This window comes from Shumkonia mesophila (assembly GCF_026163695.1).
In the GTDB taxonomy this organism is placed as follows: Bacteria; Pseudomonadota; Alphaproteobacteria; order Rhodospirillales; family Shumkoniaceae; genus Shumkonia; species Shumkonia mesophila.
Genome location: NZ_JAOTID010000010.1, coordinates 39,585 through 54,986, shown reverse-complemented (window position 1 = coordinate 54,986; position 15,402 = coordinate 39,585). Strand labels below are relative to the sequence as shown.

Annotated in this window: 14 protein-coding genes; 4 read left to right on the top strand and 10 right to left on the bottom strand. The window is 64.4% G+C overall.

The window, feature by feature from the left end; genetic code table 11:
- Positions 1–4 precede the first annotated feature (4 nt).
- Positions 5–799, top strand: a complete 795-nt coding sequence (locus tag ODR01_RS16215) for a motility protein A (RefSeq protein ID WP_316978733.1) — start codon at positions 5–7, stop codon at positions 797–799.
- Positions 800–806: 7 nt separating this feature from the next.
- A complete protein-coding gene (locus ODR01_RS16210; RefSeq protein ID WP_316978732.1) occupies positions 807–1,610 on the top strand; it encodes an OmpA/MotB family protein in 804 nt (267 codons plus the stop codon).
- 6 nt (positions 1,611–1,616) lie between these two features.
- Here ODR01_RS16210 and ODR01_RS16205 read toward each other — a convergent pair whose 3' ends face one another.
- The 8 genes from ODR01_RS16205 to ODR01_RS16170 all read right to left on the bottom strand — a co-directional run bounded on the left by ODR01_RS16205 (position 1,617) and on the right by ODR01_RS16170 (position 10,388).
- Positions 1,617–2,441, bottom strand: coding sequence for an MBL fold metallo-hydrolase (locus ODR01_RS16205; RefSeq protein WP_316978731.1), 825 nt, complete (start codon positions 2,439–2,441; stop codon positions 1,617–1,619).
- A gap of 129 nt (positions 2,442–2,570) precedes the next feature.
- Positions 2,571–3,305, bottom strand: coding sequence for an SAM hydrolase/SAM-dependent halogenase family protein (locus ODR01_RS16200; protein ID WP_316978855.1), 735 nt, complete (start codon positions 3,303–3,305; stop codon positions 2,571–2,573).
- A gap of 49 nt (positions 3,306–3,354) precedes the next feature.
- A complete protein-coding gene (locus ODR01_RS16195; RefSeq protein WP_316978730.1) occupies positions 3,355–4,377 on the bottom strand; it encodes a DUF4340 domain-containing protein in 1,023 nt (340 codons plus the stop codon).
- Between the two features lie 46 nt (positions 4,378–4,423).
- A complete protein-coding gene (locus tag ODR01_RS16190) occupies positions 4,424–6,349 on the bottom strand; it encodes a GldG family protein (protein WP_316978729.1) in 1,926 nt (641 codons plus the stop codon).
- Between the two features lie 8 nt (positions 6,350–6,357).
- The gene (locus tag ODR01_RS16185) at positions 6,358–7,092 is read right to left on the bottom strand and encodes an ABC transporter permease (protein WP_316978728.1); all 735 of its coding nucleotides are present in this window, start codon (positions 7,090–7,092) and stop codon (positions 6,358–6,360) included.
- 13 nt (positions 7,093–7,105) lie between these two features.
- Entirely contained in the window at positions 7,106–8,041 is a 936-nt protein-coding gene (locus tag ODR01_RS16180) for an ABC transporter ATP-binding protein (protein WP_316978727.1), read from the bottom strand.
- A gap of 203 nt (positions 8,042–8,244) precedes the next feature.
- Positions 8,245–9,132: an RNA polymerase sigma factor RpoH gene (rpoH, locus tag ODR01_RS16175; protein ID WP_316978726.1), complete on the bottom strand. Its 888-nt coding sequence runs from the start codon at positions 9,130–9,132 to the stop codon at positions 8,245–8,247.
- A gap of 419 nt (positions 9,133–9,551) precedes the next feature.
- Positions 9,552–10,388 (bottom strand): MlaA family lipoprotein, encoded by an 837-nt coding sequence (locus ODR01_RS16170; RefSeq protein WP_316978725.1) that lies wholly within the window; start codon positions 10,386–10,388, stop codon positions 9,552–9,554.
- Positions 10,389–10,633: 245 nt separating this feature from the next.
- Here ODR01_RS16170 and ODR01_RS16165 point away from each other — a divergent pair, with 245 nt between their 5' ends.
- Positions 10,634–11,248 (top strand): ABC transporter substrate-binding protein, encoded by a 615-nt coding sequence (locus tag ODR01_RS16165; RefSeq protein WP_316978724.1) that lies wholly within the window; start codon positions 10,634–10,636, stop codon positions 11,246–11,248.
- 33 nt (positions 11,249–11,281) lie between these two features.
- A complete protein-coding gene (locus ODR01_RS16160) occupies positions 11,282–11,902 on the top strand; it encodes an ABC transporter substrate-binding protein (protein WP_316978723.1) in 621 nt (206 codons plus the stop codon).
- Here the strand turns inward: ODR01_RS16160 and ODR01_RS16155 are convergent, their stop codons facing one another.
- Together ODR01_RS16155 and ODR01_RS16150 are read right to left on the bottom strand one after the other, a co-directional pair.
- Positions 11,903–14,548 carry an MMPL family transporter gene (locus ODR01_RS16155; protein ID WP_316978722.1) on the bottom strand — a complete coding sequence of 882 codons (2,646 nt, stop codon included), beginning with the start codon at positions 14,546–14,548 and terminating at the stop codon, positions 11,903–11,905.
- A 21-nt stretch (positions 14,549–14,569) separates the two neighbouring features.
- A complete protein-coding gene (locus ODR01_RS16150; RefSeq protein WP_316978721.1) occupies positions 14,570–15,355 on the bottom strand; it encodes a phosphocholine cytidylyltransferase family protein in 786 nt (261 codons plus the stop codon).
- Between the last annotated feature and the right edge of the window lie 47 nt (positions 15,356–15,402).

Below are 15,402 nucleotides of genomic sequence, written 5' to 3'. Positions count from 1 at the left end.
AAGCATGTCTTTATCGACGATCATTGCGTTTTTAGCCGCGCTCGGCCTGTTCCTTGGGTCCATCCTGCTCGCGACCGACAATTTCCTGATTTTCGCCAGCTTTTCCAGCTTCGTCATGGTCTTCTGCGGAACCTTGGCGGCGACTTTTGTCTCCTACGAGGCTCGTTACGTCGGGCTGTCGCTCAAGCTCATCTGGCGCATTTTCAAGCGCGCCTCCGTCGGCCGCAATATCCTGAAATCGGAAGTCGGCCGGGTCATCCGCTGGGCCTACCTGGTGCAGAAAAGCGGCCTGCCCGCCCTTGAAAACGAGGGCCGCAAGGCGGTACGCGGTGACCTGTTCCTGCGCTTCGGCATCGAAATGGTCGTCAGCGGCTATACCGGCGACGAGGTCCGGGAAATCCTTCACAACTCCATCGAGACCACCTACGGGCGCAATACTGTCCAGGTGAATATCCTGAAGACGATGGGGGCCATCGCCCCGGCCTTCGGCATGATCGGCACGGTGGTCGGTCTCATCATCATGCTCGGCTCCCTGCAAGCGGACCCGGGTCAACTGGGAACAGGTTTGGCCGTCGCCCTGATCACGACGCTGTACGGCATTCTGCTGGCGCGGTTGATCTTTCTGCCCGTCGCCTCGAAGGTGCAGCAGCGCGAACAGATCGTTCGCTTCCGCAATTACCTGGTGGCGGAAGGTTTGGCGTTGCTGGCGGACCGTAAGAGCCCCCGCTACATCCAGGACAAGATGAACAGCTATCTCGATCCGGCCATTCACTTCAACATCGACACGATGAAGCGGTGACGACGACATGGCGACCCGACGTTTGATCCCTGCGCCGAAGGACGAAGACGAAGACAACCCCGACGCCTGGCTTCTCACCTATTCCGATGCGGTGACGTTGCTGATGGCGTTCTTCATCATGCTGGTCTCGTTCTCCAAGATCGACATTCCCATCTACGAGCAGGTGAAGGCCGGCATCCTCGACCAACTCGGCAAGCAGGGTGACAAAGCCAAGGAGCAAAGCCCCATCGCCCTGATGAAGGTGGATTTGGAGGACGTCGTCTTCGCGCTGCAGGCCGATCAGGCGGTGGCGATCGGAACCGATTCCCGGGGCGTGGTCATGGAGTTGGATAGTTCTGCCTTCTTCAGGCCCGGCGCGGCCGACATCCGCGAGGTGGCCATCCCCATCCTTTTCAACATGGCCAAAACCCTGATGGCGCCCCGCTATGAGCCCTTTGTCATCGAGGTTGAGGGCCATACCGACGACGACCCCATCAGCACCGCCAGATTTCCCTCCAACTGGGAATTGTCGGCCGGACGGGCGTCCGCCGTCGTGCGCCTGTTCATGACGCAGGGGCTGGCCGGCGACAAGATGAAGGCCGTCGGCTACGGCGAGACGCGGCCGAAACTTCCCAACCGCACCGCCGAAGGCGCCCCAATCCCGGAAAACCAGGCGATCAACCGCCGCGTGGTGGTGCGCATCTCGCCGATGTCCCTCGATGAACGGGACGCCTATTTCGAACGGCGCTCACGCGAGGAAATCGCCGCCGGAAACTTCGCCAAGGGTCGGACTCCGCCGTCCGAGACCCAGGCTCCGCCGCCCGCCCGCTGACCGGCGTCAATCGACCGTCACCACCATGCCGTCGCGGGCCGCAAAGCAGCCCGGCCATTCGGCCTTGGCGTCGGCTTCCAACCTGGCCATGAAGGCGTCGTCGTGGTCGGGATCGTGATGGAAGAGGGCCAGCTTCTTGACGCCCGCCGCCCGGCACAACCGCACCCCCTCGTTCCAGGTGGAGTGGCCCCATCCGACCTTCGCCGGGAACTCTTCCTCGGTGTAGGTGCTGTCGTAGATCATCAGATCTGCCCCCTCGACCAAATCGACGATGCGCTGATCGATCCGCCCGGGGACGTGTTCGGTATCGGTCACGTAACAGATCGCCTTGCGCCCATGCTCGATCCGATAGCCGGTGGCGTTGTTCGGGTGATTGAGCGGGGCCGTGCGAACGTGCACGTCCGGATAAAGGTCGAAAGCATCGCCGGCGGCGAAATCCTCCATGACCAGGTTGGCCCGCATCGCCGCCAGGGGGATCGGGAACATCGGATGGGTCATCTGATCGGAGAGGATTTCCCGGATGGTGCCGATCCCCGCCAAATGGCCGGCCCGGATGCGAAGGGTCCACTTCGGGTTATAGGCCGGCGTGAAGAAGGGAAAGCCGTTGATATGGTCCCAGTGGGTGTGGGTCAGCAGCAGATTGACGTCGCGGATGCCCTCGCGGAGGAATTCGGGGCCGAGCGCGCGAATTCCGGTTCCCGCGTCGAGGATGAACTTGCGCTCGCCGGCAAGGACCTCGATGCAACTGGTGTTGCCGCCATACCGGATATATTGGGCGGACGGCACCGCAATGCTCCCCCGCACCCCCAGAAACTTGACCCCGAACCCCATTCACCCCCCCCACTTCGCCGGCAGGATCCTTGTCAGCAGACTGGTGCCGCTCCCCGGCCGGCATCCCTTTCCGTCACAACTTGGCCGTTTATTGATACCTCACCCTTGCCAGCATGGCTGTGAAAGCCATCACATTCCAGCGATTTCCACCGGCGTTCCGACTTTCAGGCCCAATCGCTCGCTGGCGCGGCCTTGATTGACGGCGATCTCGATCAGCCCGTTGGCGTTTTGGTAGCAGAAGGCCGCGCCCTCCGGCACGTCGGAAAAGGTCCGCGCTCTTGCCAGGTGTACGCCGCCAACGATGAGGCCGGTGGCGGCGGCAACCCGGTCCGCCCTGAGGCCCGTCATGGCGTTGCCGAATCCATCGATGTAGATGACCTCCGCCAGATCGTCGGGCCACGCCGGCCGCCGCATTGCGGCAAGCGGCTGGTCGCGGCCGTCCGGCATGGCGCCACATGCCAGCAGGGCCGCCGCCGGAGCGAAGATGTCGCGGCCGTGGAAGGTGGCCGAGATGCCGTCGGCGGCAACCGCAAGCTCGCGCCAGCGCGGCGTCTCCTGCGCCCGCCGGACGACGATCTCGAAAAGCCCATTGTCGGGACCGACGAACCCGCGGCCGCCGGCAAAAAGAACGCCGGCCTTGCGCCGCCCCCCGACGCCGGGATCGACGACGCCGAGAAAGACCGTACCGACGGGAAATTCCCCGATATAGGCAGCCAGAAGATAGGCGGCGGCTTTGGGGTCGCAGGCGGGAGCGTCCGAGAAAAGCTCGATGACCGGCGTTGCCGGTGCGTGCCGGGCGAGGACGGCCCTAAGCTGGCCGACGTAGGGACCAGCGACCCCGAAATCGGTGAACAGGACGATCATCGGCACAGGGTGGCATCGCCGCCCCGTCCGCGCAAGGCGCGGCCCCGGATCATCCCTCGATGAGATCGCCCCGTGCCTTCAAAAGAGGGCGCAGTTTGTACTCGGGCACCAGGTAGACCCATTTGCCGACCCTGGCGTTGATGGCCTCGGCTTCCTTTTCGGCGTCGGCGTGGCCGGCGGTGGCCGCCGCTTCGAAGTGGGCGAAAATTCCCTTGTCCGATTCCTCCATGACGACCTTGATCAGCAGGCCGTCGAAGGTTTCGACCTCGGCCCTGGCCCCGGCATCGGCCGGCAGCGGCTTTTTGTCGGCCGGCATGACGTCGAGAAGATTGAGACCGCCCAGCGCCGTGCCGAAGGCGCCGAGCTCGTCCTTCTTGGCGGTCTTGCCCTCGGGAACGCCCTCCAACGTAAAGGCCCGCTCTTCAGGCGCGTTCCTGACGACAACGGCTGGATCGCCGGCTTTGGGCATCGTCGCGACACGGCGGATGCGCTTCTCGTCGATGTCGATGACATCCTTGACCAGCCAGTCGGCCGCCCTTTCCCTGAGGTCGAGGACGCCCCGCGCCAGCCATGCCTGGGCTTCCCCGGGCTTGCGCAGGTAAGTGCCGCCAACGCCGCCGGCCAGCGTGGTCTTGGCCTTGCCGACGATGACATCGGCCAGGACCCCGTCCGCCTGGTCCTTGACCGTCAGGCGAGCCGATTTGGCATCCTTGGCGGTGGGGTCTTCGACTTCGATGCGCGGATAGCGCTCCGGCATTCGGGTCTTCGCCTCCGCCAGCCGCAGCTGGGACAATTGGAAAAGAGCCGTGCGCGCCCTTTCGGCGTCCACCGGATATCCCTGCTTGTCCACCATGGTCCAGGCCGCCCCGTCACGCTGGATGGTGAACTCCTCCTCGGCCGTCTTCACGGTCAGCCGGCCGACCGAATTGAGGCGTTCGTCCAGCCCCTTGAAGACAGGGCTCTCGTCGCGCACGGCCGGCGTTCCGGCATAACGGCTGGCAACCGAGGCTACCGCCGCGATGGCCACCACCACGGTGACGGCCCCCAAACCCAAAAGACTTCTCGGCGTCATGGCTGAAACAATGCTCCCGGCTTGCGATGGCTGTGCAGAGGGACCTTTACCCGTCGATGGACCGCAGGCGGTGCCGGCGGCGCTTGGCCCACGCCATGGCGACGGCGATGAGACAGATGATCGCCGGAACCGCCCAGATGTTGATGATCTTGAGCCCGGTATCGAGGGCCTCGATGTCCTTGCGCAGGTTGTGCTGGACCTCGCGCAACTGCTGGCGGATGTCGATAAGGTCGGCCCGGAACTTGGCCATGGTCTCGCGCTGGGAATCGCTCAGGATGGCCTCGCCGCTGCCGTCCTTGGTGTTCAGCTTGCCCATCTGCTCGTTGGTCACCTTAAGCTTCTCGAGCAGTTCCTGCTCGGTCTTGCTGTAGCGCTGCTCGGCGTCCCGCTTCAGGGCCTCGATGCGATGGAAGGGACGGACCGACAGCCCGCGGCTGCGCAGGTTGATCAGGGCGTTGCTGCCCAGCAGATTGTCCACCGCGTTGATGACGAAGGCGGCGTTGTTGGCGGTGGGAACGGCAACCTGGCGGCCGAAGAAGTTCTGGAACTGCAGCCACGAGCGGTCGGCCAGCATGTCGGTATCGGCGACGACGATCAGGTTCGCTTGCCCAACCGACTGCGTCAGGTGCTCGGCCTTCGGGGCCGTATCCGGCGCCGCCTCGCCGCCCTCCTTCGCCTCGCCGGCCGCTTCCTTGGGCGCCCCGTCGGGGAAAGCCGTCTTCAGTCGACCCTGAATGCGCGCCGCCAGGGTGAACGGGTGGGCCTCGGACTTGAAGTTCTTCAGAAGCCGCGCCGGGTCCGGCTGCATGCGCACCTTCGAGGCCTCGATCCGCATGGCGCGTTCGCTGGTTTGGATCAGGGGGGTGAACTCGATGTCCGTCCCGTCCTTCTTCGAAAGCGCACCGGCGGCGGCCATGAAGACGCGGGCGATCTCGCTGGTCGTCACGTCGTTGGCGTTGAAGTTCTGCTGCGTGAGGCCAAGCCACGACACATAGTCGGTGACCGCAGGACGCCCGCCGGCACCCGGCACCTGGACGCGCGTCGCCGCCTCGCGGTCGCCGATGAAGGTCGTCGGCGAATAGTCGATCCCCCAGGCCGCGAAAAGCTTGCCGAGGTCGGAGCCGGTGTCGGCCGGCGGCCGGCGCATGGCCGCGCTCATTTCGGCCTCGGCCTCGGAATGCGGATCGACGAAGACGACGGCCCGGCCGCCGCGCAGGACGTACTGGTCGATGGCGTAGAGGGTGGCGTCCTCAACCCCGACGGGATGCACGATCATCAGAAGATCGATGTCGTCGGGGATGTGCTTGACGCTGCGGCCGATGGCGCGAACGGTGACGAACTGCTCCAGTTGCTCGACCACCGCCCAGGGCTTGTACTCCTTGAGCGGATCGCTATCGATCGGCAGGAAGGCCATCAGGCCGACCACCTTCTTCTTGGGATGCGCCAGATTGAACAGCATCCGCGTCAGGTCGTACTCCAGATAGCGCTCGCGCTGGGTGTCGAAGAACGGAACCACCTCCTGGTCGTCGGTGCTGTTGGTCGCCGCCAAGCCGAAATAGACGGTCTCGCCGCCCTGGTCGAGCTGCACGCCTTGCAAACCGTAGGCGACCGCCTCGTCCTCCTGAACGGAATAGGGCTCGGGGTTGTAGATCTGCAGGCGGATCATGCCGCGCGAAAGGTCGGCGTACTGCTGAAGCAGTTCGCGGACCCGCCCGATGAAATCGCCATAGGCGGGCGCCCCTTCGGCCAGGGATCGCGAGGCGTAGAGGCGTAGCGTGATCGGCTCGTCGATCGCCGCCAGGACCTCGCGGGTCCCCTGCGAGAGCGTGAACAGCTTGTTCTCGGTGAGATCAAGCCTGGCCGAACGCAGGGTGGTTTCCGACAGCACGTTGACGCAAACGAACAGGATCACCGCCATAACCCCGGCGATGACGGCGATCTTCGACTGGCCCAAGGCCTTTATCCGTTCCATGGTTGGCCTCACGCTCCCTTTCGCGTGTCGACGAGAAGGACGTTGATGAACAGGCAAACCGCCATCAACGACCCGAAGAAGATCACGTCGCGAAGATCGATGACCCCGGCGGTGATCGAGGTGAAATGGGTGAGGAAGCTCATCCCGGCGACCGCATCGACGACGACGTCGGGCGCCCATCCCCGGAAGAAGGCGATGACGATCTCCAGCCCGCTGGTCAGGAACAGGAAACCGACGACGGCGGCCAGGATGAAGGCGATGACCTGGTTCTTGGTCAGCGCCGAAACGCAGGCGCCGATCGCCAGGAACGCGCCGGCCATGATCAGGCTGGCCAGATATCCGGCGAAGGCGACGCCGTTGTCGGGGTCGCCCAGATAGTTGACGGTGATCCAGATGGGAAAGGTCAGGGCCAGCGCGATGCCGACGAACGCCCAGGCCGCCAGGAACTTGCCGATGACCACTTGCGACGTCGAAACCGGCAGCGTCATCAGAAGCTCGATGGTTCCGCCCTTGCGCTCTTCGGCCCACAGGCGCATGGACACTGCCGGCACGAAGATCAGATAGAGCCAGGGATGGAACGCGAAGAAGGCCTGGAGATCGGCCTGCCCCCGCTCGAAGAAATACCCCATGTAGAAGGTGAAGGCGCCGCTCAGCGCCAGAAAGATCACGATGAAGACGTAGGCCAGCGGCGTCGAGAAATAGGCGCCGAACTCGCGCCGGAAAATGGTCAGAACGTTGTGCATGGCGGCCTCCCCCTCAGGCGGCGATGGTGAGCTGGCGGAAGACCTCGGCAAGGTCGCCGCGCTCGGTATGCATCTCTTCGATGGCCAGCCCGCTGGCCCGGATGCACTCGCTCAGATCGTGGATGATCGGCCGCCCGTCGTGCGGCACCACCAGAAGAGTCGCCAACCCGCCCTCCTCATCCAGGGCGTCGACCGCTGCGACTCCCGGCAAGGCGGCGATTTCGCCGGCCAGCGCCGCCGACGATTGGACGGCGAGCCGGATTTCCACGGCGTTGTGTCGCCGCGAACGCCGCTGAAGATCGCGCGGCGCCCCATCGAAGACGATCCGCCCGCCGGCAATGACCACCGAGCGCGTGCACACGGCCTCCACCTCTTCCAGGATGTGGGTCGAGATGACGATAGCCTTGTCCCGGGCCATGCTGCGGATCAGCGCGCGGACCTGATGCTTCTGGTTGGGGTCCAGCCCATCCGTCGGTTCGTCGAGGATAAGCACGGCCGGATCGTGCAGAATGGCCTGGGCCAATCCCACCCGCCGCTTGTAGCCCTTCGACAGCGTGTCGATCGGCCGGTGCAGCACGTCGCCCAACTGGAGAGTTTCCACCGTCCAGTCCATGCGTCGTTTTTTTTCGGCGCCGCCGAAGCCCCGCATCCCGGCAATGAAGTCGAGGAACGCCGCCGGCGTCATGTCGCCGTACAGCGGCGCCCCCTCCGGCAGGTAGCCGATCAGGCGGCGCACGGCGATGGGCGTCTTGGTGACATCGAACCCACCGACCGCCGCGGTCCCGCCGGTCGGCGACAGGAAACCGGTGATCATGCGCATGGTGGTGGTTTTTCCGGCGCCATTCGGCCCCAGGAACCCCAGAACTTCACCGCGCTGAACGGAAAGAGAGAGCCCATCCACGGCAAGGATGGAGCCGAATTTTTTCGTGAGCCGCTCAAGCGTAATCATACCGCGCCTTTTCCCTGTCCTAGGATCACGGATTGTCGACGTTTGTTTTACGAAGGCACCCGCCGGTCCCGAAGTCGCCCGAGCGACAACTTATTGCCTGCCCGGACGAAGTCAAGCCATCCCTCCACTTCCGGAGGGATGGCCGGCTTGCCGGCGGTCAGGGCCGATTTGTCGCCCATGGCCTGCGGGAGTCGGAAGAGAGACTACGCGGCGAGCGCCGAGGCGTCGGCCCCGGCGTTCACGCGGACCAGATCCTGGATCTTCTCGAAGGCGCGGGCTTCGAGCTGACGGACCCGCTCCCGGCTGATGCCGTAATGCTGGCCGAGTTCCTCCAGAGTGACGGGATCTTCCTTCAGCCGCCGTTCGACGAAAATGTGGCGCTCGCGCTCGTTCAGGGTTTTGAGCGCGTCGACCAGCAAGCGCCGGCGGCGGGAAGCCTCGTCGCCCCGAATGGCAATCGCTTCCGGCGACGGCGAATCGTCGACCAGGGTGTCCTGGAACTCCATCCCCTCTTCCTCGCCCAGCGGCGTGTTGAGAGACGCGTCGCGCGAGGAAATGCGCCGGTTCATGTCGACGATCTCTTCCTCCGACACGTTCAGCCGTTCGGCCAGGGCGCGCGCATCGTCGACGCTGATGTCCCCGTTGTCGAGGATTTCCAGGCGGCTCTTCAATCGCCGTAGGTTGAAGAACATCTTCTTCTGGGCCGCCATCGTGCCCATGCGGACCAGCGACCAGGAGCGCAGGACATATTCCGTCATCGCCGCCTTGATCCACCAGATCGCGTACGTCGCCAGCCGGAAGCCCCGCTCGGGTTCGAACTTCTTCACGGCCTTCATCAGGCCGATGTTCCCTTCCGACAGCAGATCGGCCACCGGCAGCCCATAGCCGCGATATTTCATCGCGATCTTGGCCACCAGGCGAAGATGGCTGGTCACCAGCTTGTGCGCCGCGTCGACGTCGCCATGCTCGCGCCAGCGAAGCGCCAACATGTATTCCTCTTCGGCGGTCAACACCGGGAACCGCCAGATCTCGCGCAGATAACGCGCGACACCGTTTTCCGACGGGACGATAGGCACAGAAATAGCAGTCATGGATCTTGATCTCCCTTTACTTGGGCGGCGCGGTCCGTGCGCCCGGATTCTCAATCACTGTCGGCAAACTTGCGTCCATCCCGCAAAGACTTACCGAAACAGCCGACGCCCCCCTCGCGAGATACGCGAAGGCGGCAGCCACCTCGAACCTTCAGTTGGGAGACAGATTTCGGTCAGACATCGGCAATATCCTCCTTGTGAAGCAATACGCCCTATTGGCCCACCATGCGGTCGAGCCAAAACACCCCACCGGACCCGTACGGGCTCCGGTAACTTCAAAGTGCCATAATACCTAACGAGTGTCAAGGGTTATTGGCCGCCGCCGGCCCGCGTGCGAGCGGCATCCCGCCAAAAAAGCGACGCCGCCCAAGCGATGGGCGGCGTCATTCCAATGACGATCCCGGAGACTGGAGGACCGTCTATTTGCGTTCCAGCGACACCTGGTCGGCGGGAGTCCCTTCCTGCATCTGGCCCAGGTCCGGAATAGGCGGCAGGTCGACTTCGGTGCCGTTGCCGATTTCCGCTTTCCGTTTCTGGCGGTACATGCTGCGGATCGCCGCGTAGTAGTCGACCGACGTCTTCTTGATCTGCTCAAGCTCGTCCATCACGCCGCCGTACTCGTCGACGGCGCCGACCGCCATGCGGGCGTACCTCGCCTCGTCCTCGTCGATGTTCTCGAGATACAGGCCGAGCGGATCGAAATAGTTGTCGACGAAAAGCTTGCCAACGGCATCGCGGGGATTCGACGGACCATAGAAGGGCAGAACCAGGTACACCATCTCGTCCACCCCCCAGACCGCCAGGGTTTGGCCGAAATCCTCGCTGTGCTTGGCGATGCCCATTTTCGTGGCCGGATCCATGATGCCGCCGACGCCCAGCGTCGTGTTGATCACGAAGCGCTGGGTGGTTTCCAGGGCCCGCTGCCCTTCGCCCTGCAACAGGTCGTTGGCCACGATGACCGGGCTTTTCAGGTTGTCGATCATGTGGCTGATGGCTTCGCGAACCACCGGCGGTATCAAATGCTGATACATGCCGGTCGCCGGCCGCAAAATGACCAACTGGAAAATCTCGTTGAATTCGAACAGGAATCGATTGACCGGTTCCAGCGGGTCGCCGCCGTCATCCGATTCGTCCACCACCGCCTGCGCGGCCTGGGGCGTTTCCGCCCAAGCCGGCGATCCGATCCCCATGGCGAACGTTGCAACGACGCCGATCACCAAGGTCATTCTTGAAAAGAGCTTAAACACGGTGTCCATCCACAATTGCCGCCTGCCACCCCTAGCGCGAGACGCCAATATTCCCCAACGAGGTTTCTTTTAAGTGAACTTTTCCGGGATCGCAACGATCATATCTCGCGGGCGCGGCCATCAAATCGCTTGACTCCCTGCTACCGGACCAGCGTGGAGGAACCTATTGTCAACCGGCGGCGACGGCCCTAGGGTTCGTCGAAACGGCGGGGTCAAGAGAGCCAGCCAGACGATGGAACGTGCCGGAGAGAGCCATGCGAATCGGGTCACAGCTTCGTAATCTACTGATTTTGTGCGTCTTTTTTGTCACGCCCCTGACGGCGTCGGCCCAGCAAGGCGACCCCGTCTCGGTCGTTCAACGCTTTCAGGATCATTTGCTGGGGGTCATGAAGGAAGCGAAATCCCTCACCGTCCGGCAGCGCTACGAGCGGCTGCTGCCCGGCATCGAGGATGCGTTTTCCATACCCATCATGATCGGCACGGCGACGGGGGCGTACTGGAAGCAGGCCACGGCCGACGAGAAAGACCGACTCGCCATCGCCTTCAAGCGCAACAATATCAGCACCGTCGCCACGCTGTTTGACGGCTATTCGGGGCAGGTCTTCAAGATCGAAGGCGAAAAGCCGGCGCCCCAGAATACCCGCTTGATCAAGACCAAAATCGTCGACCCGGACGGCTCTTCGGTGGCCTTGGACTACAGGGTCCTGGAAATGAGCGGGCGCTGGCGGATCATCGACGTCATCGTCGACGACGGCATCAGCGAGATGACCGTGCGGCGCTCCGAATACGGCAATATTCTCAAGACTCAGGGAATCAATGGCCTGATCGCCACATTGACGGCGAAAGCCGACGAACTACTTTCTTACTAGGTCGTCCCGTCACCCATTCCCGGAGTCGCCGTCATGATGCGACCTTGCCGTATCGTTCCCCTTGTGCTGGCCGTGATGCTGTCCTGGGCGCCGTTGGCGTCGTCCCAGGCTGCGCCGGGGCCGGCGCCGGCAACTGTCGTCGGCGAGTTCCACGACCAGCTTTTGGCCGCCATGAAGCGGGCCGGGACGGAGAATGCCAAGCAGCGTTTCGACACCCTGTCGCCGGCCGTCGACAAGGCCTTCGACCTCGAGCGGATGATCCGCGTGGCCGGCGGCTCGCAGTGGGAGTCGGCCGAGCCGGCGCAGCGGGCGACGTTGCTTGCGGCTTTTCGCCGCCTCAGCATCGCCACCTACGCCTCGCAATTCGACGGCTATTCCGGCGAACGATTCGAGACGGTGAATGATCGGCCCGGACCGCAGGATACCGTCCTTGTGCAAACCCGCATCGTCGGCGCCGGGGACACGGACGCCGGGTTGACCTACGTGATGAAGGAAACCAAGTCGCGCTGGCTGATCGCCGACATCCTGCTCGACAACAGCGTCAGCCAGTTGGCCGTGCGCCGATCCGAATACCGGCGAATTCTCGCGGATTCCGGAATCGACGGCCTGGTCGCGACCCTGAACAGGAAGACGGACGAACTCCTGGCGAAGTAGTCAGGAAGCTTTCCCTGCCGTCCCGCCCGACACCGCCATCAGGGCCGGCAACAGGACCAGCGTGCAAATCAGGGTCAACGAAATAGCAACGGTCAGCAGCACACCCATGCTGGCCGTTCCCGGGTGGCTGGAAAGCGCGATGCTGCCGAACGAACCCACCGTCGTCAGCGCGCTGAATACCACCGCCCGCGGGGTGCTGGTGGCGAAGACCTCGCGGCGGCCGGCCTCGTGGCGACCGCGCAGCACCATGTGGATTCCGTTGGCCACGCCCAGCCCGAACAGCAGCGGCAGCACGATGACGTTGGCGAAATTGAAGGGCAGCTTCAGTACAACCGATGCGGCCACCGTCAGAAGGGTCGCCAGAACGAGGGGGGTGAAAACGAACAGCACATCCCGCACGTTCCTCAGCAGCACGAAAAGCAGGATCGCGATGGAGCAAACGGCGATGAGTCCCGCCTCGCGGAACGCTGCGACCACCGCGTCGCCGGCCTCGAGAATGATGATTGGCCCGCCCGTGGCGTTGGGGGCCACCGCGCGCACCGCCTCGACGAAGCGACGCAGCGCCTCGCGCTTGGTGAGGTTCGCCCGCGGATAGACCTCGAGCCGGGTGCGTCCGTCAGCGGCGATCTCGCGCTCGCGCAGATCGGCCGGCAGCGAGTCGAGGGCAACGGGCCCGGCCATCAGCGCCTGGCGCAGGGACTCCAGGCGGACCGGCAGACCCGACAGCAGACGCTCCTGCATGCCGGCAATCACGGCGTCCGTGGCGTCGGCGCCGCCCAGGGCCTCGATGGCCTGGATCAGCCGGCCGGCGTCCCCCTTGAGGTCCGCCTCCGCCGCTTCCGCCGCAAGGCGATGGAGGCCGCCCAAGACCTCGGTCAGGGCCTTCCGGTTGTCCGTCGGCGATGGCGGCGCTTCCTGGTTGCCGGGGCCGAGGGCGGGGGCCAGGAACAAGGCCATCGTCTGGATGATGTCGAGCTTGGCGTCCTGATCGGCCGGAACGTAGTCGGCGATCGACCGGGCCTCCCGGACCTCCTCAAGCCGGCCCAGCTTCTCGCCGAGCGCCCGGGCCTCGGCCACATCCTTGGCCAGCACGGTTACCGAATAGGGGCCATCGGCATCGTCCTTGATGAGGTCGAGATAGGTAGCCACCGATTCCGTCTCGGGGTCCCGGAGGTTGAGCGGATCGAAATCGAAGCGGGCCCGGGGCAGCGCCAGGGCGGCCAGCATCGCCAGCAGCAACGCCCCCGACAGCACCGCCCGGGGATGGGCGCCAAGCCAGCCGGTGACGGGATCGGCAAGACCGCGACGGCTGGCGTCGCCCCCCCCGGGGCGAACGGGCATCAGGGCCAACAGCGCCGGTAGAACCGTCAGGTTTGAAAACAGTGCGATGAACATGCCGGCACCGGCGATGACCCCAAGCTCGGCCAAGCCCACATAGGCCGTGGGAAGGAAGGACAAGAAGCCGATCGCCGCGGCCGCAGCGCACAATGTAAGCGCGCCGCCGACACTCGTCGCAGCCTCCCGCAAGGCCGGACCCGATCCTGCCGCTGCGCGGACGGCCTCCTTGTAGCGAAGGCCGAAATGGATGCCGAAGTCGACGCTGAGGCCGATGAACAACACGGCGAACGCCACCGAAATCAAGTTCAGCCGGCCGATCGCCAGCGTGGCGAAGGCCGCCGTCCACACAAGCCCCATGATCAGAGTGAGCAGCGTCGCCAGGGCCAGCCGGGCCGAGCGGAACCCCCATAGGAGCAGGCCAACCACCAGAAACAGCGACACCACGGCGGCAAGTCCCAAGCCCTGCTCGACGCTTTTCAGTTCGTCCTCGGACATGGCCGCAGAGCCGGTCAGGCGCACCCGGACGCCCCGATCCGGCGTCAGGCCGAGTTCGCCGGCCAGTCGGCGCACGGTATCGATGGCGGCGGTGGCCGGTTGAAGCGACCCGAAATCGAGGACCGGCTGCACGAGGACGAACCGCCGATAGGGCCCCTTGTCGTCACCGTCGTCCATCATCAGCTGTTGCCAGGAAAGCTGCGAGAACCGCCCCTGCTTCTGGGCTTCCAGCGTTTCGGCCATGGCGGTCAGCACCCGCCCGATCTCGACGGGAGGCGCCTCGTCCTCGCTTTGGAGCAGGGCGTCAATGGCTAGCCCAAGCATGCCGAACAGGCCGCGCAGGCTGGGATCGCGCCACAAGGCGCCGAGAAAAGGCTGTGCTTCGGCCAAGCGGTCGCTCAGCGCGTAAAGTTCGTCGGTGCTGAGATAGAGCAGGCCGTTCCGGCGAAAGAAGGGGTCCGCCGCGGGGTCGTAGACGCTGCGGAAGACCTCCGGGCGTTGCCGCATCCTGCCAGCGAGCGCGACAGCGGCATCATCGGCCACATCGGGAGTCTGGCCGTCGATCACCACCACGATCGTGTCCGAGAGTTGGGGAAAGGCCTCGTCCTCTTCCCGCGAGTACTTCTGAAACGGCAGGTCCGGGGACAGCATGTCCTCGGTATCGGTATTGATCGCGACATTACGGGCCACGAAGACCGTGGCGCCGACCGTGGCCGCCAGGGAGACGAGAACCACCAGCAACGCCCACCGCCGCGCTCCGTCGACCCAAAGGGCGGCAAAGCGGCGACCGAATTCAGCGATCGTTGAAGCCATCACGGACCCCAAACACCCGGCCTAGCGCCGACGCGCCGCGGCGTTGCCATCGCCGTCGGTCGTGGTGGCCGCCACCTGCGGATAGATGATCCGCTGGGCCCGGATCAGATCGGCCGGAAAATCGATCTCGATCCACGGCACCCCGGTAATGTCCTCGAACCCGAAGGTCCCCGGGGGGGAGTCCATCATGACGTCGCGCATGGCGGGCTCGTAGGCAAGCTTGACCTTGCCGGCTTGCACGTACCGGGCCGTCGCATCGGCGATCCGGCCGGCGATGGGCGGCGACATCTTCATGAAGCCCGGCCATTCGCCGATGGCGTCGAAGTCGCCTTCGATCATCTTGCCGAAATCGACGATCCGGCCGTCCTTGATGCAGATCCGCACGGGGTCCTCGCCCGCGTCGATGCCGCGATCGAACAGCAGGCAGGTCGGATCCGCGGCCGCGATCAGGCGTTCGAGAAGCAGCGGCGGATAAAGCACGTCGGCGTCCATGAACAATACGTCGCTGCCGCTTTTCAGCACGTCGCGGGCCGTCCACAGCGACACCACCGGGCCGTCGTGGAAATCCGGGTTGAAGCGGGTGCGAACGAAATCTCCGGCGCCGATGGCCTTGAGTTCCGCCTCGATCTCGTCGTGGCGGTAGCCGAGCACCATGACAAGTTCCTCGATCCCCAACGCGCGAAGGATTTCGACATGGCGCTCCAGAAGCGTCTTGTCCTCAAAGCGGAGCAGGACCTTGGGCGGCTGGTCTTCCCCGTTTCCGTACAACCGGGTGCCCAGCCCGGCCGCCAGCATCACCGCTTTCATCGATAAAGGCGCCTTATTCCGTTGAACGGCTTTCGTCTAAACCATTC